Source organism: Enterobacter sp. SST3, assembly GCF_000286655.1.
In the GTDB taxonomy this organism is placed as follows: Bacteria; Pseudomonadota; Gammaproteobacteria; order Enterobacterales; family Enterobacteriaceae; genus Enterobacter; species Enterobacter roggenkampii.
The window spans coordinates 63,073-82,433 of record NZ_ALNS01000004.1; the positions used below are offsets into that span (position 1 = coordinate 63,073).

Consider the following 19,361-nt stretch of genomic DNA (forward strand, 5'->3'; position numbering starts at 1 on the left):
TTTCGCGCCACACCATACGCTGAATTTGCCTTAATAACCCTGGATAATTCCGAGTCTCAGGCCAACTCCCCCTTCACCAGAGGCACAAAGCGCACGGCTTCCACGGTGTCGATAATAAACTCGCCGCCGCGCCGACGAACGCGCTTCAACAGCTGCTGCTCGTCCCCGACAGGCAAAACCAGAATGCCCCCCTCATCCAGCTGCGACAACAGGGCAGCTGGAATTTCAGGCGGGGCCGCCGTCACGATGATCGCGTCAAACGGGGCGCGAGCCTTCCAACCCTGCCATCCATCACCGTGTCGTGTCGAAACATTATGTAAATCAAGTTGTTTCAGGCGACGACGCGCCTGCCACTGTAAACCTTTAATCCGCTCAACGGAGCATACGTGATGAACGAGATGCGCCAGGATCGCGGTCTGATACCCCGACCCGGTGCCAATCTCCAGCACGCGGGAGTCGGGCGTCAGCTCCAGCAGCTCCGTCATGCGAGCCACCATGTAAGGCTGCGAAATCGTCTGGCCCTGCCCGATGGGCAGCGCCACGTTTTCCCACGCTTTGTGTTCAAACGCCTCGTCTACAAATTTCTCACGCGGAACCAGGGCGAGCGCTTCAAGCACGTGCTCGTCGCGGATCCCCTGCGCGCGTAGTTGTTCCAGAAGAGTTTGTACACGTTTGTTTACCATTGCGCGTTCACTCCTGCGCGATCCAGCCAGCCCGACACCACATCATGCGCTCTATACGCGGTTAAATCTACGTGCAGCGGGGTAACCGAAACATAGCCTTCCTCCACGGCGGCAAAGTCGGTATCCGGACCCGCATCGCACTTATCGCCGGGAGGGCCGATCCAGTAAAGCGTGTTGCCGCGCGGATCCTGCTGCGGGATCACCTGATCGGCAGGATGTCGACTCCCGCAACGAGTGACGCGGATGCCTTTAATTTCATCGAGAGGAAGATCCGGCACGTTGATGTTGAGGATGCGTCCGGTACGCAACGGCTCGCGGCCGAGCGCCCGCAGGATCGAACAGGTCACCGCGGCGGCGGTGTCGTAGTGCGTGTAGCCGTTCAACGAGACCGCCAGCGCCGGGAATCCCAGATGGCGGCCTTCCATTGCGGCCGCCACGGTGCCGGAGTAAATCACGTCATCGCCGAGGTTAGGCCCGGCGTTAATGCCGGAGACGACGATATCCGGACGCGGCCGCATCAGCGCGTTCACGCCCAGAAAAACACAGTCGGTTGGCGTGCCCATCTGTACGGCAATATCGCCATTTTCAAAGGTAAAGGTGCGAAGCGACGACTCCAGCGTCAGCGAGTTAGACGCTCCACTGCGGTTACGATCGGGCGCCACAACCTGCACATCCGCAAACTCACGGAGGTGTTTCGCCAGGGTCTGAATGCCTGGCGCGTGGATCCCGTCATCGTTACTCAGCAATATTCGCATAATCACCCGAGGTGTTGATAAGTTCCCTGACAACACTGGTGGCAAAGCTGCCTGCCGGCAGCCAGAAGCGTAACTCGACGGTCACGTCATCCCACCAGTTCCAGCTTAACTGCTGCGGATAGAGCAGCATCGCGCGGCGTGCCGCGTCGACTTTTTCCCGCACCAGCAAGGACTGCAATTCTGGCGCATCCGCCACGGCTGACTGCTCGGCGGCCAGCGCGTCGCCCTGTGTTCCCCAGTCGCCCGTACCGGGCAACGCGGCGGTGATCAGCAGCCCTTTTGCGTCCACGCGCGACTGGACATCGGCCATCTCTTCGGCCGTTGCCACAAACCAGCTTCCGCGTCCCGCTAATTGTAGCGCATCGCCAACAACAACTTGATTCGCGTCCGGTTTTTTCAGCCTTTCGCTCACAATCTGATTAAACAACGCACTGCGGGCCGCCGACAACCAAAAACTGCGTTTATTCCTGTCACGCACCGGCGCGTCGCTTTGCGCCCAGCGCAGTGCGCCCTGCAGGTTGCTGCCGCCGATGCCAAAGCGCTGCGCGCCAAAGTAGTTCGGTACGCCGCGGTCGCTGATGGCATTCAGGCGTTTTTCAACGTCTTCACGGTCAGTCACTTCGCGCAGCACCAGCGTAAACGCGTTGCCTTTTAACGCGCCCAGACGCAGTTTGCGCTTGTGGCGGGCATATTCCAGTACCTTACAGCCCTCAAGCTCAAATTTGCTTAAATCAGGCATCGCATTGCCGGGAACGCGCGCGCAGAGCCACTGTTCCGTGACGGCGTGTTTATCTTTCTGCCCGGCAAAGCTCACCTCGCGGGCATGAATTTTGAGGAATTTTGCCAGCGCGTCGGCCACAAAGCGGGTATTGCAGCCATTTTTCAGAATACGCACCAGGATATGTTCGCCTTCGCCATCCGGCTCAAAGCCCAGATCCTCGACCACGAGGAAATCTTCAGGGCTGGCTTTCAGCACCCCGTCCCCCTGCGGCTTACCGTGCAGGTATGTCAGGTTGTCAAAGTCTGTCATTTGCTCGCCTTCACCAGCAGCGCCACGGCTTCACAGGCAATGCCTTCGCCGCGACCGGTAAAGCCCAGCTTCTCGGTCGTCGTCGCTTTCACGTTCACGTCGTCCATGTGGCAGCCCAGATCTTCTGCAATAAATACGCGCATCTGCGGAATGTGCGGCAGCATTTTTGGGGCCTGGGCGATAATCGTCACGTCGACGTTGCCAAGGGTATAGCCTTTCGCCTGGATGCGGCGCCACGCTTCGCGCAGCAGTTCACGGCTGTCCGCCCCTTTAAACGCCGGGTCGGTGTCCGGGAACAGCTTGCCGATATCACCCAGTGCGGCCGCGCCCAGCAGCGCGTCGGTCAGCGCATGCAGCGCCACGTCGCCATCAGAATGCGCCAGCAGCCCTTTTTCATAAGGAATGCGCACGCCGCCAATGATAATTGGGCCTTCGCCGCCAAAGGCGTGTACATCAAAACCGTGTCCAATTCGCATTATGCCTTCTCCTGATGGGTCGAACGGGTAAGATAAAATTCCGCGAGCTGTAAATCTTCCGGACGCGTCACTTTAATATTATCAGCACGTCCTTCAACAAGCTCAGGGTGGAAACCGCAGTACTCCAGCGCAGAGGCTTCGTCCGTGATGGTCGCACCTTCGTTAAGCGCGCGCGTTAAGCAGTCGTGGAGTAATTCGCGGGGGAAAAATTGCGGCGTCAGCGCGTGCCATAGATCGACGCGATCGACGGTGTGGGCGATAGCCCGTTTGCCCGGCTCGGCACGCTTCATGGTGTCGCGCACGGGAGCGGCCAGAATGCCGCCCACTTTGCTGGTTTCGCTCAATGCCAGCAGGCGAGCGAGATCGTCCTGATGCAGGCACGGACGTGCCGCGTCATGGACCAGCACCCACGGCGCGTTACCGGCCGCCTGAATGCCTGCCAGCACGGAATCGGCGCGCTCGGCACCGCCATCGACAACGGTAATCTGTGGATGATTTGCCAGCGGGAGCTGCGCGAAGCGCTCATCGCCGGGGCTGATAGCGATGATCGCCCGCGTCACCCGCGGGTGCACCAGCAGCGCCGCCACGGCGTGCTCGAGGATCGTTTTATCGCCAATAGAGAGGTATTGCTTGGGACATTCTGTCTGCATGCGCCGGCCAAAACCTGCGGCCGGCACCACGGCGCATACGTCCGAAAAAGTTACTGCCATGTCGTAATCCTGGGCCTGATTATCGATTGTTTTGTGCTGAGCCCTGATTGCGTTTAGACGCATCCGGAACCAGACGATAAAAGGTTTCGCCCGGCTTAGTCATACTGAGTTCATTGCGTGCGCGTTCCTCAATCGCCTCTTGCCCGCCATTGAGGTCATCAATTTCAGCGAAGAGTTGATCGTTTCGCGCCTTAAGTTTGGCGTTTGTTGCCTGCTGAGCCGCGACGTCATCGCTCACCCGGCTATAGTCGTGCAGTCCGTTCTTACCGAACCACAGCGAATATTGCAGCCAGATTAGCAAAGCCAGCAACAGCAGCGTTAGTTTACCCATCCTGCCCCCTGAAAAACGGCATCATCATCCCAAGACTTCCCCAGAGCACTACGCCGGGGTAACAGAGATGCCGCAACATCGCGGGCAAATGTACCACATTTTTTCCGCAGAATCGTCCTGCTCAATATCGTTACACAGTTGGTTACGGTTTGAATTATGGCTGAAGTTAGCCCATGAGCCACAAAAATAACAGACCAAACATCAGCACCACCGTCACAATCGTGACCACGGTACTGTACAGGAGCTTGCCGTTGAGCAGCGAGTGAAGCGCAATGCCGACGACAACCGCCACGGGCATCAGCGCGAGAAAGAAAGGCCAGGTGTAGAGAAAGAAGAACAGCGTGTTGCCGCCGTAGATAAGAAACGGGATACCCAGCGCCAGCAACCATGAGACGAAGCCAATGATGGCCCCAGGAAATGACCAGGTCGTTTCGTCGTCGGTCGCAAGCGGCTCCGACCCGGTGGTGGTGATGTAATGTTCACTGTTGCGCATAGCTAGTCCTGTGACCGTGACTCATCGTTCGGGAAGACAGCTCCCGAACGATACCGTCTCAGGATCTGATAATATCGTCCCGTCTGAGCAGGTCTAATAATTGGCTTACTAAATTTGTTACCAATTGTTGACCCTCCAGGTGAATTTCAGGCGATTCAGGCGCTTCGTATACCGCGTCAATGCCGGTGAAGTTGCGCAATTCTCCGGCACGCGCTTTTTTGTACAGCCCTTTCGGGTCGCGCGCTTCGCAAACCTCCAGCGGCGTATCCACAAACACTTCGATAAAGCGATCCTGGCCCACGCGTTCGCGCACCATCTGGCGCTCGTCGCGGTGTGGAGAGATAAATGCGGTCAGCACCACCAGCCCGGCGTCGGCCATCAGGCTGGCGACCTCCCCGACCCGACGGATGTTCTCTTTGCGGTCGTCGTCGCTGAACCCTAAATCGCTGCACAGGCCATGGCGCACGTTGTCGCCATCCAGCAGGTACGTGCTTACGCCCTGCTGATGCAATGCCTCTTCCAGCGCGCCCGCCACCGTCGATTTACCCGAGCCGGACAGCCCGGTAAACCACAGCACAACTCCACGGTGACCGTGGAGCTGTTCGCGCTGGGCGACGGTGACCGGATGAGGATGCCAGACGACGTTCTCATCATGGGCAGCCATTACTTGCCTCCCAGCAGATCGCGCGCGCCCCAGTGCGGGAAGTGCTTACGCACCAGCGCGTTCAGTTCCAGCTCAAAGGCGCTGAATTCTGAAGCCGCGGACGCCTGTTCGTTTGGCTCACGGACCATCCCCGCGCCGACGGTGACGTTCGTCAGGCGGTCAATAAAGATAAGCCCGCCCGTCACCGGATTTTGCTGATACGGATCCAGCACCAGCGGTTCGTCAAAGGTCAGATCGACCAGACCAATACCGTTCAGCGGCAACTCGGTGACCTCGCGCTGGGTCAGGTTGTTGATGTCCACCTGGAACTGAATACCGTCCACGCGGGCGCGGGTCTTCTTGCCGGCGATTTTGATGTCGTAGCTCTGGCCCGGCGTCAGCGGCTGTTCCGCCATCCACACCACGTCCACGGACGCGCCCTGCACCGCCGCCAGCGTTTCCTGCGCGTCCACCAGCAGGTCGCCCCGGCTGATATCAATCTCGTCTTTCAGCACCAGCGTAACCGCTTCACCGGCGCCCGCGTCCTGCAGGTCACCGTCGAAGGTGACGATGCGTGCGATGGTCGATTCCACGCCGGATGGCAGCACCTTGACGCGCTGCCCTACCTTCACGGTCCCGGAGGCAATCGTGCCGGAGAAGCCGCGGAAATCAAGGTTTGGACGGTTGACGTACTGCACCGGGAAGCGCATCGGCTGAGTGTCGACCACGCGCTGGATTTCAACCGTCTCCAGCACCTCCAGCAGCGTCGGGCCGCTGTACCACGGCATGTTCGCGCTCTGGGAGGCGACGTTATCCCCTTCCAGCGCCGAGAGCGGCACAAAGCGGATATCCAGGTTGCCCGGCAGCTGTTCGGCAAAGGTCAGGTAGCTCTGGCGGATCTCCTCGAACTTCTCTTCGCTGAAGTTCACCAGATCCATCTTGTTGACCGCCACCACCAGATGTTTGATCCCCAGCAGCGTGGAGATAAAGCTGTGGCGACGGGTCTGATCCAGCACGCCTTTACGGGCGTCGATCAGCAGGATCGCCAGGTCACAGGTCGACGCGCCGGTCGCCATATTGCGGGTGTACTGTTCGTGCCCCGGGGTGTCGGCGATAATAAATTTGCGCTTCTCGGTAGAGAAATAGCGGTAGGCCACGTCAATCGTGATGCCCTGCTCGCGCTCCGCCTGCAGGCCATCCACCAGCAGTGCCAGATCCAGCTTTTCGCCCTGGGTACCGTGACGCTTACTGTCGTTATGCAGGGAGGAGAGCTGATCTTCATAAATCTGGCGCGTATCGTGCAGCAGACGGCCAATCAGGGTACTTTTCCCGTCATCCACGCTGCCGCAGGTCAGAAAACGCAGCAGGCTTTTGTGTTGTTGCGCGTGCAGATACGCTTCCACGCCGCCTTCGTTGGCAATTTGTTGAGCAATAGTGGTATTCATGGCGGCTCCTTAGAAATAACCCTGACGTTTCTTCAGCTCCATGGAGCCTGCCTGGTCGCGGTCAATCACGCGCCCCTGTCGCTCGCTGGTGGTCGACACCAGCATCTCTTCGATGATCTCCGGCAGCGTCTGGGCGTTGGATTCCACCGCGCCGGTCAGCGGCCAGCAGCCGAGGGTGCGGAAACGCACCATCTGTTTTTTGATCACTTCACCCGGCTGCAGGTCGATGCGATCGTCGTCGATCATCATCAGCATGCCGTCACGCTCCAGCACCGGGCGCTCGGCGGCCAGGTACAGCGGAACGATCTCGATGTTTTCCAGATAGATGTACTGCCAGATATCCAGCTCGGTCCAGTTGGAGAGCGGGAAGACGCGGATGCTTTCGCCCTTGTTAATCTGGCCGTTGTAGTTGTGCCACAGCTCCGGACGCTGGTTTTTGGGGTCCCAGCGGTGGAAGCGATCGCGGAAGGAGTAGATACGCTCTTTGGCGCGGGATTTCTCTTCGTCACGGCGCGCGCCGCCGAAGGCCGCGTCAAAACCGTATTTGTTCAGCGCCTGCTTCAGCCCTTCGGTTTTCATGATATCGGTGTGTTTGGCGCTGCCGTGCACGAACGGGTTAATCCCCATCGCCACCCCTTCCGGGTTTTTATGCACCAGCAGCTCGCAGCCGTAGGCTTTCGCGGTACGATCGCGGAACTCGTACATCTCGCGGAATTTCCAGCCGGTGTCCACGTGCAGCAGCGGGAACGGCAGCGTGCCCGGATAAAACGCTTTACGCGCCAGATGCAGCATGACGCTGGAATCTTTACCGATGGAGTACATCATCACCGGGTTAGAAAACTCGGCGGCCACTTCGCGGATAATATGGATACTTTCCGCTTCGAGCTGCCGCAGGTGTGTAAGACGTTTTTGGTCCATAACCGTTCCTTAAGCCAAATTTACAACAGAAGAACCAAAGCCTTCTGTATCGGTTGTGTGCTGAAACCAGGCGAGCGTGCTGTGCAGCTGCACCACTTCCCCCACCACGATCAGGGCAGGCATCGGGGCGTCTTTCGCCAGGGTTGCAAGGTCTTGAAGTGTGCCGACAGCAACATGCTGATCGACGCGCGTGCCGCGAGAAATGACGGCGACGGGGGTCGTCGCCTCGCGACCGTGCTGAATAAGCTGTTCGCTGATGTCCGCCGCCTTCATCGTGCCCATGTATATCGCCAGCGTCTGGCGGCTCTGGGCGAGATGCGACCAGTCGAACGGCGTGCTGTCCGCCTTGTAGTGGCCGGTCACAAAGGTGACGCTCTGGGCGTAATCGCGGTGGGTCAACGGGATACCGGCGTAGGCCGTTACCGCAGAAGCCGCCGTGATGCCGGGCACCACCTGGAACGGAACGCCCGCTTCAGCTGCCGCCTGCAGCTCTTCGCCGCCGCGACCGAAAATGAACGGATCGCCCCCCTTCAGGCGCACCACGGTTTTGCCCGCTTTCGCGGCGTCAATTAGCATCTGGTTGGTGTCGTGCTGCGGCACCGAGTGCTCACCCGCCCGTTTGCCGACGCAGATTTGCTCCGCGTCGCGACGGATCAGCTCGCGCACGCCGTCGGTGACCAGGTGGTCGTAGAACACCACGTCCGCATCCTGCAGCACCTGCAGGCCGCGCAGCGTCAGGAGCCCGGCATCGCCCGGCCCCGCGCCCACCAGAATGATCTCCCCGCCCGTACTGCCGGGGTTATCCAGTTCGTCCTCGAGGATTTTCTGCGCCGCTGTCTCATTACCGGCATGCATCAGGCTGGCAAAGCGGCCGCGAAACACGCGTTCCCAGAAGCGACGGCGTTCCGTCACGCTGGTCAGGCGGGTTTTCAAATGGTTGCGCCAGTAGCTGGCTTTCTCCGCCATGCGCCCGAGGCTGGTCGGCAGCAGCGCTTCGATTTTTTCCCGCAGCACGCGCGCCAGCACCGGTGCGGTACCGCCGGAGGAGATCGCCACCAGCAGCGGCGAACGGTCAACGATCGACGGGAAAATAAACGAGCATAAAGGCTGGTCGTCCACCACGTTCACCAGGCGGTAACGGGCCTGAGCGGCGTCGGAGATCCGCTGGTTCAGTTCACGATCTTCGGTCGCCGCAATTACCAGCACGACGCTGTCGATTTGTGACTCGTGAAAATCTGCCTCTGCAACGACCTGCACCTGCGCCCCTGCGCGCTGCAGAAACGCGATTTTGCGATCGGCGATTTCACCCGTGCCAACCACCAGCACCGGTTTCTCTTTAATCGCAGCAAATAAGGGCAGATAGTCCACAGGCAACAACTCACTAACAACGAGGAATAGAGGGACTATAGGGGGCGGCTTAGACCGAATGAAATTACGAATTGGAATGAGTAGTTACTCAATGGAATAACGCTGTGAAAAAGCTAATACCAAAAAGTGCTTAACGCGCGACATTTCGGGCATTTAAGAACGATTCAAATTGTGTATGGACGATCACAGTTTCATACTAGGCGGGTTATTATTTTGCTCTGTTTTTAAGGACTCACTATGTTTTCCGCAACGCGCCACCGTATTGCTGCCCTGGCGCTCGGCGTTTGCTTTATTCTTCCTGCCCAGGCAAAAAACCAACCTTATGGTGAAATCGCCACTATGCAGGCGCGGCATATTGCCACCGTTTTCCCTGGCCGCATGACCGGATCGCCTGCGGAAATGCTCTCCGCGGACTATCTTCGCCAGCAGTTTGCCGACATGGGTTACCAGAGCGATATCCGATCGTTTCACAGCCGCTACGTCTATACCTCACGCAATAAAACGAAAAACTGGCATAACGTGACCGGCAGTACGGTGATTGCGGCCCACGAAGGCAGCGCAAAAGAGCAAATTATCATTATGGCGCACCTTGATACCTACGCCCCGATGAGTGACGCCGATACGGATAACAATCTTGGCGGGCTGACGCTGCAGGGCATGGACGACAATGCCGCAGGCCTGGGCGTGATGCTCGAACTGGCCGAGCGGATGAAAGATATTCCCACCCAATATGGCATTCGTTTTGTTGCCACCAGCGGTGAGGAAGAGGGCAAACTCGGCGCTGAGAATCTCCTTAAGCGTATGAGCGCTGAGGAGAAGAAAAATACGCTGCTGGTGATCAACCTCGACAACCTGATCGTCGGCGACAAGCTCTATTTCAACAGCGGGCAGAGTACGCCGGGTACCGTGCGGAAACTGACGCGCGACCGGGCGCTGGCGATAGCCCGCAGCCATGGGGTTTATGCCACCAGCAACCCCGGCGGTAACCCGGATTATCCGCGAGGCACAGGCTGCTGCAACGACGGGGAAGTGTTCGATAAGGCGGGCATTCCGGTGCTGTACGTGGAAGCGACGAACTGGGCGCTGGGCAAAAAAGATGGCTACCAGCAGCGGGCTAAATCGAAGGCCTTCCCGGACGGGACGAGCTGGCACAACGTGATGCTGGACAATCAGCAGCACATCGATCGCGCGCTGCCGCAGCGGATTGAGCACCGCAGTCGTGATGTGGTGAAGGTGATGCTGCCGCTGGTGAAGGAGCTGGCGAAAGCGGGGAAAGCCTGAGGCCGTTAAGCCCGGTGGCGGCTACGCCTTACCGGGCCTACATATGGAACGAGCCTTAGTAGGCCCGGTAAGCGCAGCGCCACCGGGCAAAAAGGTTATCACCCTTCGTGCAACCCGCACTCGCGCTTCAGCCCGAAGAATCGCGTCTCTTCTTCCGCCATGCCCGGTTCCCACTTACGCGTGGTGTGGGTATCGCCCACCGACAGATAGCCCTGGTCCCACAGCGGATGGTATTTCAGCCCGTGCTTTTGCAGGTACTGATACACCGTCCGGTTATCCCAGTCGATAATCGGCAGCACTTTAAAGACCCCGCGCTGCACCGCCAGCACCGGTAAGGTTGCCCGGCTGCCGGACTGCTCGCGGCGCAGGCCCGCGAACCACGTCTGGGCATTAAGCTCTTTCAGCGCCCGGTTCATCGGCTCGACCTTGTTGATCTCATTGTATTTCTCAATGCCCTCAACGCCCTGCTCCCACAGCTTGCCGTAGCGCGCCTCCTGCCAGGCCGCGCTTTCCGTCGCGCGGTAGACCTTGAGGTTCAGCCTGAGCTTGTCCGTCAGCTCGTCAATAAACTGGTAGGTCTCCGGGAACAGGTAGCCGGTATCGGTGAGGATCACCGGAATGTCCGGACGGATCTGATTCACCAGATGCAGGCTGACCGCCGCCTGAATACCAAAGCTCGACGAGAGCACATACTCTCCCGGCAGGTTTTCCAGGGCCCACGCCACGCGCCCTTCGGCGTCCAGCTTTTCAAGGTGGGCATTGGTTTCTGCCAGCGCCAGAATACGTTCGACTTTTGGCAGGTCATTAAGGGCGTTTAGATCGAGTACGGACATAATTACCTCTCGTGTTTACTCCCAGAAATCCCTGGCGGGATCGAGCACCGGGCGAATGATGCCCGCACGCACCGTAAAGTCGCCGAAGCCTTCACCCGCTTCGCGCTCTTTCGCCCAGCGCCCGACAAGCTCGTCGATGGAATCAAGAATTTCCGGCTCGGTGATGTTCTCGCGGAACATACGCGGAATGCGCGTGCCGATACGGTTACCGCCCAGGTGCAGGTTGTAGCGCCCCGGCGCTTTCCCCACCAGCCCCAGTTCGGCCAGCATCGCGCGACCGCAGCCGTTCGGGCAGCCCGTCACGCGCATAACAATATGCTCGTCCGGAATGCCGTGTTTTTCCAGAATCGCTTCTACCTTGTCAGTGAATGACGGCAGGAAACGTTCCGCTTCCGCCATCGCCAGCGGACAGGTCGGGAACGACACGCAGGCCATTGAGTTTTCACGCTGCGGCTTCACCGCATCCATCAATCCATGTTCGCGCGCCAGCTTCTCGATCTTCGCCTTCTGGCTTTCCGGCACGCCGGCAATGATCAGGTTCTGGTTAGCCGTAATGCGGAACTCGCCCTTATGGATCTTCGCAATTTCCAGCAGGCCGGTTTTCAGCGGACGCCCCGGATAATCCAGAATACGGCCGTTTTCGATAAACAGCGTCAGGTGCCATTTATTGTCGATACCCTTCACCCAGCCAATGCGATCGCCGCGACCGGTGAATTCGTAAGGGCGGATCGGCTCAAACTTGATGCCCGCGCGACGCTCCACTTCCGCTTTGAACGTCTCCACGCCCACGCGCTCCAGGGTATATTTGGTTTTCGCGTTTTTACGGTCGGTACGGTTACCCCAGTCGCGCTGGGTCGTCACCACCGCTTCCGCCACGGCCAGCGTGTGCTCCAGCGGCAGGAAGCCGAACTCGCTCGCGGTACGGGCGTAGGTTTTCTTGTTACCGTGTTCGATGGACAGGCCGCCGCCCACCAGCAGGTTAAAGCCGACCAGCTTGCCGTTTTCGGCAATCGCCACGAAGTTCATGTCGTTGGCGTGCAGGTCGATATCGTTCTGCGGCGGGATCACTACCGTGGTTTTAAACTTACGCGGCAGGTAGGTCTGGCCGAGGATCGGTTCTTCGTCCGTAGTCGCGACTTTTTCCTGATCGAGCCAGATCTCCGCATAGGCGCGGGTGCGCGGCAGCAGGTGCTCGGAGATCTTCTTCGCCCACTCGTACGCTTCGGCATGCAGCTCGGACTCATACGGGTTCGAGGTGCAGAGCACGTTACGGTTCATGTCGTTGGCGGTCGCCAGCGCGTCCAGCCCAACGGAGTGCAGCATCTGGTGCACCGGCTTGACGTTCTTCTTCAGAATGCCGTGGAACTGGAAGGTCTGACGGTTGGTCAGACGGATGCTGCCGTAGATCGTGTTTTCACCGGCAAACTTGTCGATCGCCTGCCACTGTTTGGTGGTAATCACCCCACCCGGCAGACGGCAGCGCAGCAGCATCGCGTGACGCGGCTCCAGCTTCTGCTCTGCACGCTCGGCGCGGATGTCGCGGTCGTCCTGCTGGTACATGCCGTGGAAACGGATCAGCAGGAAGTTGTCGCCTTTGAAACCGCCGGTGAGACCGTCATTCAGATCTTCAGCAATGGTGCCACGCAGATAGTTGCTTTCCAGCTTCATGCGCTCGGCGTCTGTCAGTTTACCTTCGACCACCAGTGGCCCTGGATGTTTTTCGCTCATTAGTAGACATCTCGCTGATAACGGCGCTCAACGCGCAGCTCACTTAAAAATTCATCCGCCGCTTCGGCATCCATACCGCCGAATTCGGCAATCACTTCCAGCAAAGTCTGCTCAACGTCTTTCGCCATGCGATTAGCGTCGCCGCAGACATAAATGTGGGCACCGTCATTGATCCAGCGCCACAGCTCTGCGCCCTGTTCGCGCAGTTTGTCTTGTACGTATACTTTTTCTTTCTGGTCGCGGGACCAGGCCAGATCGATGCGGGTCAGTACGCCTTCTTTGACGTAGCGCTGCCACTCCACCTGGTAGAGGAAATCTTCCGTAAAGTGCGGGTTGCCGAAGAACAGCCAGTTTTTACCCGGTGCGCCATCCGCCGCACGCTGCTGCATGAAGGCGCGGAACGGCGCAATGCCGGTGCCCGGGCCAATCATGATGACCGGCGTTTCCGGGTTTGCAGGCAGGCGGAAGTTGTCGTTGTGCTCGATAAAGACGCGCACTTCGCCCTCTTCTTCCACGCGGTCTGCCAGGAAGCCCGATGCCCCACCCGTACGGGCGCGGCCTTCGATGTCGTAGCGCACCACGCCGACGGTGATATGCACTTCGCTCTCCACCTCGGCCTGAGACGAGGCAATGGAGTACAGGCGTGGGGTCAGCGGACGCAGCAGGCCGATCAGCGCATCGGCATCCAGCTGAGCCGGAGAGAAGCGCACCATATCGACAATTGGCGTCGTCGCGGCGTAATGCTGCAGCTTCGCCTTGTCGCCCACCAGCGGCAGCAGGGATTCGCTGCGCGTTAAGGTGGCATAATTTTCGACGATATTCGGGGTATTAACCGTCAGCTCAAAATGCCACTGCAACGCTTCAGAAAGCGGCTGCGTTTTGCCGTCAACGGTGACGGGCTCGTCGCCTTTCAGCCACAGCAGCTCAACCAGCTCTTTCACCAGCGCCGGATCGTTCTGATACCAGACGCCCAGCGCATCGCCAGGCTGATAGCGCAGGCCCGAGTCGCCGAGATCGATTTCGATATGGCGAACGTCTTTTTCGGAATCGCGGCCGGTAATTTTCTGGTTCACCGACAGGCTCGCCGCCAGCGGCGCCTCTTTGGTGTACGGGCTGGTGTGGATGTCGTTAACAGCACCCGTCGCGGTGAACGCGGCCTGGGCTGACGTCTCTTTCGGCACGCGCGCTTTTAGCACGTCAACGATGCGGGCACGCCATTCAGCGGCGGCGGCCTGGTATTCGACATCCGCGTCAACGCGGTCCAGCAGGCGCTCTGCGCCCAGCTCCGCCAGCCTGCTGTCGAAGTCTTTGCCGGACTGGCAGAAGAATTCATAGGAGGTATCGCCCAGGCCAAAGACGGCAAACGCCGTGCCATCCAGCTTCGGCGCTTTTTTCGAGAACAGGAACTTATGCAGCGCCACCGCTTCTTCAGCGGGTTCACCTTCACCCTGCGTAGAAGCCACCACCACCAGCAGTTTTTCTGACGCGATTTGCTTAAATTTATAATCCCCTGCGTTGACCAGGTTCACGTTCAGCCTGGCGGCCAGCAGGTCGTCACGCAGCGCTTCGGCCACGCGGCGGGCGTTACCCGTCTGCGAGGCGGAAATCAGGGTAATGGCCGGAATTTCTACGGCCGTGGCCGGTGCACCCGCCACAGCGCCAGGCTGCTGATTAAGCATTCCCCAGAAATAACCGGAGACCCAGGCAAGCTGAGTGGGAGAAAAATCAGAGGTGGCAGCCTGAAGGCGCGCCAGCTGCTCCGGGTTCAGGGGAAGCAAGTTTGAAGGTGGGGCCTGTGTTGTCATGCGTCGTTATGTTCCAGTAGCCAAGCGGACTTTAAGCGAATAAATCCAAACTGAAGATAAGGTTAACGGCGAGGATAATAACAATTAAAGAAGGGATGGAAATAATAAATAACCAAATGGACTAACCTGTTTTGGTTGTCATGCTTAGCGATAAAACCGATTAAATAATTATTTGAAATATAAGAACAAATAGCGATAAACACCCCGTATACGAGGCGGTTGCCGCTCAGAGCCGTTTTAGTTAATGCTAAAAATTGTGCTTTCCGGTACTATGCGGCGGTTTTTTCCGCATTACTGAGAGCGATCATGTCCACCACACTGTTTAAAGATTTCACCTTCGAAGCCGCCCACCACCTTCCGCATGTCCCTGAAGGGCATAAATGTGGCCGTCTGCACGGGCATTCGTTCATGGTGCGTCTTGAGATCACCGGTGAAGTTGATCCGCATACCGGTTGGATCATGGATTTTGCCGAGCTGAAGGCGGCGTTTAAGCCGACCTACGATCGTCTGGATCACTACTACCTGAATGAGATCCCGGGCCTTGAAAACCCGACCAGCGAGGTGCTGGCAAAATGGATTTGGGATCAGATGAAACCGCGGGTACCGCTGCTGAGCGCGGTGATGATCAAAGAGACCTGTACGGCAGGCTGCGTGTATCGCGGCGAGTGATGCTTGCCGGGTGGCGGCTTCGCCTTACCCGGCCTACAATCGCCTCGAAACCCAGGCCCGGTAAGCGCTCGCGCCACCGGGCTTTTTTTCAGGCGATATTCAGATACTTGTGCGTCTGCATCGACAGGCGCCAGTTGCGCGCAATACAGGTTTCAATGCACAGGCGCGTTGCATCGTCTTTCTGGCTGATAGGCTGCAGGGCAATGACCCGCTGCTTTTCGTCCGTCAGCGTGGCCAGCAGTTCATCCAGCGCTTCGATATCACGCACGCGTCCTACCGGGTGCTTAATCTCATCCGCGCGCTCCAGCGCCTGAGACAGCACGTCATACCCGCCGCGCATATTCACTTTTGGCGATACCGTCACCCAGGTAGAGTGTGAACAGCGCACTTCATGGGTGCCGCTGGTCTCGATCTGGCAGCTGTAGCCGTTCTTTTCGAGCAGCTCGGTCAGCGGCGTCAGATCGTGGATGCAGGGTTCACCGCCGGTGATCACCACGTGACGCGCCGTCCAGCCCTGACGACCAATGATGGCGAGCAGATCTTCGGCACTGCCCGCGCCCCACTTATCGCTCTCTTTGGTTTTCGCCAGAATGCTAAACAGCGACACTTCCCGATCTGCGAGCTTATCCCACGTATGTTTGGTATCACACCAGGCACAGCCAACCGGGCATCCCTGTAAACGAATGAAAATAGCGGGAACGCCGGTAAAGTAACCCTCGCCTTGCAGGGTCTGGAACATCTCGTTAATCGGGTACTGCATAGTCATCTCAGTAAAGGGGATAAACGATAAGTATCGCAGATCCCCGCCGGATGGTCATGCTCCATCGGTGCTTTGCGCGTCAATCGCCGCCATAAACCGCTCCGTGATTTGCTGGGGACGGGTGATCGCGCCGCCGACCACCACCGTATGCGCGCCCAGCGCCAGACACCTGGCCGCACGCTCGGGGGTATCCACGTTGCCTTCGGCAACCACGGGCACCGTCACGGCGGCCAGCACCGCCTTCAGGAAGGCGCAGTCGTTTTCCGGAAGTGAATGGCCCGCCGTTTCCGGCGTGTAGCCGTAAAGCGTGGTGCCGACGCAGTCGAAGCCCAGCGCCTGCGCCGTCACGGCTTCCTCCACGGAGGAGATATCCGCCATCAGCAGCACCGCGGGATAACGTGCGCGGATGCGCGAGACCAGCGTTTCCAGAGATTCTCCGCCGGGACGTGACCGCGCCGTCGCATCAAGCGCAATGATGTCCGGCGAGACGCTCATGAGCTCATCCACTTCTTTCATTGTCGCGGTGATAAACACCTCGCTTTCGGGATAATCCCGTTTGATGATGCCGATGACCGGCAAAGACACCTGCTGCCTGATGGCCTCGATATCCACCACGCTGTTCGCGCGAATGGCGGCAGCCCCGCCCTGTGCCGCAGCCAGCGCCATGCGCGACATAATAAACGGGCTGTGCAGCGGTTCATTTTCCAGCGCCTGACAGGAGACGACCAGTTTTCCCTTCAGGGTATCCAGTACAGTTTTCATTACGATAAGATCTCTTCCACTTCGTTTTTGATAATCGTGACGTGCGGGCCATAAATGACCTGAACGCCGTTGCCGCGCACGATAACGCCGCGCGCCCCGGTGGCTTTCAGTGCCGACTCATTCACTTTGCTGCCGTCTTTAACCGTGACGCGAAGACGCGTGGCGCAGCAGTCCACCTCGTCCAGATTCTCTTTTCCGCCTAATCCGGCGATCACCGCGGCTGCGCGTTCGTTTTGCGGCAGACTGACCTCATCAGCCATCGCCTCCTTTTCCCGACCTGGCGTCGCGAAATCAAAGCGGTTAATCAGATAGCGGAAGGTAAAGTAGTAAAGGAAGAACCACGGTACGCCGACCAGCGGAACGAACATCCAGTTGGTTTTGGCTTCTCCCTGCAAAATGCCGAACAGCACGAAGTCGATGAAACCGCCGGAGAAGGTTTGCCCGATGGTGATATGCAGCATGTGCGCGAGCATGAATGCCAGCCCGTCAAACAGCGCATGGATGACGTAGAGCACCGGCGCAATAAACAGGAACGAGAATTCGATAGGCTCGGTAATCCCGGTCAGGAACGAGGTTAACGCCGCAGAAAGCAGCAGCCCGGCAACGCGTTTTTTGTTCTCGGGTTTTGCCGTGTGGTACATCGCCAGGCACGCCCCGAGCAGGCCAAACATCATCGTAATAAAGCGCCCGGACATGAAGCGTGACGTGCCCTCATAGAAATGTTGCGTGTTCGGGTCAGCCAGCTGAGCGAAGAAGATCCGCTGCGTGCCTTCCACGAGGTGTCCGTTGACGATTTCACTCCCGCCAAGCGCGGTGGTCCAGAAAGGCAGATAGAAGATGTGGTGCAGACCGAACGGACCCAGCATGCGTAAAATGAAGCCGTACAGCAAAGTGCCCAGATAGCCGGTCGCATCCACCAGCCCGCCGAGACCAAAAATCAGCTTCTGGAAATGCGGCCAGACCACGGTCATGAGCGCACCGACGAGTATCGCCGCCAGCGAGCTGATGATAGGAACAAAGCGCGAGCCGCCAAAAAAGTCCAGGAACTGCGGAAGTGCAATCTTGTTAAACCGATGATGTAGCGCGCAGGTTACCAGCCCAATCACCACGCCGCCAAAGACGCCGGTTTCCAGCGTCTGAATACCCAGCGTCATGCCCTGCCCCACCGCGCCCGGGTTCTCATGCGCCAGTTTGCCGGTGAGGATCAGCAGCGCGTTGATGGTGGCATTCATCACCAGAAACGCGAGAAGCGCCGCCAGCCCCGCCGTGCCCTTATCGCTTTTTGCCAGCCCGACGGCTACCCCAACCGCAAACAGCACCGAGAGGTTCGCAAACACGATTGATCCTGCGCTGCTCATGATGGTGAAAATGGCCTGCAGCCAGCTCACGTCTAAAAACGGATAGGCCGCCAGCGTGTTGGGATTGGATAGCGCGCCGCCTATCCCCAGCAGCAGACCTGCCGCAGGCAGCACGGCAATCGGCAACATAAAGGATTTGCCAAAGCGCTGCGCTTTTTCAAACCATCCCCCTGAAGAAGCCCCACTGAATATTTGCATCATTTTTTCATCCCCCCATTAATAGATGAAAATTTTTACCATATTAATTTTAAATAGTGAAAATTATCATCAAAAACCAGGACGACGATCATACTTTTTCGAAATGACTGGCATCTTTCCCCCGCTTTCCGCCACACTAGTCGCAGAGAAACGCATTAAGGATCGAGCATGTCAGACCATGAAAACCTGCTGCTGAAGCTACGCCAGGAGGCTTCCGGGTACAGCCCAACACAACAAAAACTCGGTGAGTTTGTTCTCAGCGATCCTGCCCGGGTGCTCTACCTGACGATCACCGAACTGGCGCGCGAGAGCCACACCAGCGAGGCCAGCGTGACGCGTCTTTGCCGCACGCTGGGCTGTAAGGGCTATAACGAATTTAAAATGGCGCTTGCGCTGGATATTCAGCAGGGGCAGCCCGCGCGTCAGGCGGGGGATGAGATTGATAACGTCGTGGATGAGTCGGTGCAGGCTTTGCAGGACACCGCCAGGCTCCTTGACCGCACGCTGCTTGAAAAGGCCGCGCTGGCGCTGCATCAGGCGCAGTCGGTGCAGATTTATGGCGTTGCGGCCAGCGCGATCCTCGGGGAGTATCTGCACTACAAGCTGTTGCGGCTGGGCAAACCCGCACAGCTGTTTAGCGATATGCACCGCGCGGCCATGAATGCGACAACGCTTTCGTCAGAAACCCTGGTGGTGGCAATCTCCAGTTCCGGCTCAACGCGGGATCTACTCCATGTAGTGAAGCTTGCCCGCAAGCGCGGCGTTAAGGTTCTGGCACTCAGCAATACGCCTCGCAGCCCGCTGGCGTCCCTGAGCGACATGCAGCTGGTGGCCGCCAAGCCAGAGGGGCCGCTTAGCGCGGGCGCGCTCAATGCCAAAGTTGGGGTCATGCTGCTGGTCGAACTGCTGACCACGTCCATGATTGCGCTGGATGGCCGTTACGGCGACGTTAGCCAGCAAACGGCCAGCGCCACGCTTCCTCTGTTACTCTAAAAACCCTTCGCAGGCTAAATAAAAATAGCCTGCGCTTAATGTCGCCTGATTTAAGTTAAGCGGTGTTTAAATCATTTATCCGGTAAATGTTTGGTGTAACAAAGTATTATATTTATTACATT

General features: G+C 58.3%; 20 protein-coding genes. 3 read left to right on the top strand and 17 right to left on the bottom strand.

The window, feature by feature from the left end; translation table 11 throughout:
* Positions 1-56: 56 nt before the first annotated feature.
* From B498_RS19555 to cysG, 11 genes are all read right to left on the bottom strand, one after another.
* Complete coding sequence (locus tag B498_RS19555; RefSeq protein ID WP_008499604.1) at positions 57-683, bottom strand: protein-L-isoaspartate(D-aspartate) O-methyltransferase; 627 nt, start codon at positions 681-683, stop codon at positions 57-59.
* Positions 677-1,438, bottom strand: coding sequence for a 5'/3'-nucleotidase SurE (gene surE, locus B498_RS19550; RefSeq protein ID WP_008499605.1), 762 nt, complete (start codon positions 1,436-1,438; stop codon positions 677-679). Before surE ends, B498_RS19555 begins: the two co-directional genes overlap by 7 nt.
* A complete protein-coding gene (truD, locus tag B498_RS19545; protein WP_008499606.1) occupies positions 1,419-2,468 on the bottom strand; it encodes a tRNA pseudouridine(13) synthase TruD in 1,050 nt (349 codons plus the stop codon). Before truD ends, surE begins: the two co-directional genes overlap by 20 nt.
* Positions 2,465-2,944 (bottom strand): 2-C-methyl-D-erythritol 2,4-cyclodiphosphate synthase, encoded by a 480-nt coding sequence (ispF, locus tag B498_RS19540; protein WP_008499607.1) that lies wholly within the window; start codon positions 2,942-2,944, stop codon positions 2,465-2,467. Before ispF ends, truD begins: the two co-directional genes overlap by 4 nt.
* On the bottom strand, positions 2,944-3,654 hold the full coding sequence (gene ispD / locus B498_RS19535; protein WP_008499608.1) for a 2-C-methyl-D-erythritol 4-phosphate cytidylyltransferase: 711 nt from the start codon (positions 3,652-3,654) through the stop codon (positions 2,944-2,946). Before ispD ends, ispF begins: the two co-directional genes overlap by 1 nt.
* Positions 3,655-3,673: 19 nt before the next feature.
* Positions 3,674-3,985 carry a cell division protein FtsB gene (gene ftsB / locus B498_RS19530; protein ID WP_008499609.1) on the bottom strand — a complete coding sequence of 104 codons (312 nt, stop codon included), beginning with the start codon at positions 3,983-3,985 and terminating at the stop codon, positions 3,674-3,676.
* Positions 3,986-4,151: 166 nt separating this feature from the next.
* Positions 4,152-4,478, bottom strand: a complete 327-nt coding sequence (locus B498_RS19525; RefSeq protein WP_008499610.1) for a DUF3561 family protein — start codon at positions 4,476-4,478, stop codon at positions 4,152-4,154.
* Between the two features lie 58 nt (positions 4,479-4,536).
* Positions 4,537-5,142 (bottom strand): adenylyl-sulfate kinase, encoded by a 606-nt coding sequence (gene cysC, locus B498_RS19520; protein WP_008499611.1) that lies wholly within the window; start codon positions 5,140-5,142, stop codon positions 4,537-4,539.
* Positions 5,142-6,566: a sulfate adenylyltransferase subunit CysN gene (gene cysN, locus B498_RS19515; RefSeq protein WP_008499612.1), complete on the bottom strand. Its 1,425-nt coding sequence runs from the start codon at positions 6,564-6,566 to the stop codon at positions 5,142-5,144. Before cysN ends, cysC begins: the two co-directional genes overlap by 1 nt.
* 9 nt (positions 6,567-6,575) lie before the next feature.
* Positions 6,576-7,484 (bottom strand): sulfate adenylyltransferase subunit CysD, encoded by a 909-nt coding sequence (gene cysD / locus B498_RS19510; protein WP_008499613.1) that lies wholly within the window; start codon positions 7,482-7,484, stop codon positions 6,576-6,578.
* 9 nt (positions 7,485-7,493) lie between these two features.
* The gene (gene cysG / locus B498_RS19505) at positions 7,494-8,843 is read right to left on the bottom strand and encodes a siroheme synthase CysG (protein WP_192812200.1); all 1,350 of its coding nucleotides are present in this window, start codon (positions 8,841-8,843) and stop codon (positions 7,494-7,496) included.
* A gap of 246 nt (positions 8,844-9,089) precedes the next feature.
* Between cysG and B498_RS19500 the strand changes: the two genes are divergently transcribed.
* Positions 9,090-10,133, top strand: a complete 1,044-nt coding sequence (locus B498_RS19500) for an aminopeptidase (RefSeq protein ID WP_008499615.1) — start codon at positions 9,090-9,092, stop codon at positions 10,131-10,133.
* Positions 10,134-10,231: 98 nt separating this feature from the next.
* On the opposite strand, the gene cysH is transcribed toward B498_RS19500, so the two are convergent.
* Genes cysH through cysJ form a run of 3 tightly spaced genes read right to left on the bottom strand, consistent with a single transcriptional unit; the run spans position 10,232 to position 14,499 of the window.
* Entirely contained in the window at positions 10,232-10,966 is a 735-nt protein-coding gene (gene cysH / locus B498_RS19495; protein WP_008499616.1) for a phosphoadenosine phosphosulfate reductase, read from the bottom strand.
* Between the two features lie 15 nt (positions 10,967-10,981).
* A complete protein-coding gene (cysI, locus tag B498_RS19490; protein WP_008499617.1) occupies positions 10,982-12,694 on the bottom strand; it encodes an assimilatory sulfite reductase (NADPH) hemoprotein subunit in 1,713 nt (570 codons plus the stop codon).
* Complete coding sequence (gene cysJ / locus B498_RS19485; protein WP_008499618.1) at positions 12,694-14,499, bottom strand: NADPH-dependent assimilatory sulfite reductase flavoprotein subunit; 1,806 nt, start codon at positions 14,497-14,499, stop codon at positions 12,694-12,696. The genes cysI and cysJ overlap by 1 nt, the downstream gene beginning before the upstream one ends.
* Before the next feature lie 306 nt (positions 14,500-14,805).
* On the opposite strand from cysJ, the gene queD reads away from it, so the two are divergent.
* On the top strand, positions 14,806-15,168 hold the full coding sequence (queD, locus tag B498_RS19480) for a 6-carboxytetrahydropterin synthase QueD (protein WP_008499619.1): 363 nt from the start codon (positions 14,806-14,808) through the stop codon (positions 15,166-15,168).
* An 88-nt stretch (positions 15,169-15,256) separates the two neighbouring features.
* Here queD and queE read toward each other — a convergent pair whose 3' ends face one another.
* From queE to B498_RS19465, 3 genes are read right to left on the bottom strand one after another with little or no spacing between them, the layout of a single operon-like run.
* Positions 15,257-15,928 (bottom strand): 7-carboxy-7-deazaguanine synthase QueE, encoded by a 672-nt coding sequence (gene queE, locus B498_RS19475; protein ID WP_008499620.1) that lies wholly within the window; start codon positions 15,926-15,928, stop codon positions 15,257-15,259.
* Between the two features lie 54 nt (positions 15,929-15,982).
* The gene (locus tag B498_RS19470; protein WP_008499621.1) at positions 15,983-16,690 is read right to left on the bottom strand and encodes an N-acetylmannosamine-6-phosphate 2-epimerase; all 708 of its coding nucleotides are present in this window, start codon (positions 16,688-16,690) and stop codon (positions 15,983-15,985) included.
* Positions 16,690-18,249: a PTS transporter subunit EIIC gene (locus B498_RS19465; protein ID WP_008499623.1), complete on the bottom strand. Its 1,560-nt coding sequence runs from the start codon at positions 18,247-18,249 to the stop codon at positions 16,690-16,692. Before B498_RS19465 ends, B498_RS19470 begins: the two co-directional genes overlap by 1 nt.
* A 165-nt stretch (positions 18,250-18,414) precedes the next feature.
* On the opposite strand from B498_RS19465, the gene B498_RS19460 reads away from it, so the two are divergent.
* Positions 18,415-19,239, top strand: coding sequence for a MurR/RpiR family transcriptional regulator (locus tag B498_RS19460; RefSeq protein WP_008499624.1), 825 nt, complete (start codon positions 18,415-18,417; stop codon positions 19,237-19,239).
* Positions 19,240-19,361: the final 122 nt, after the last annotated feature.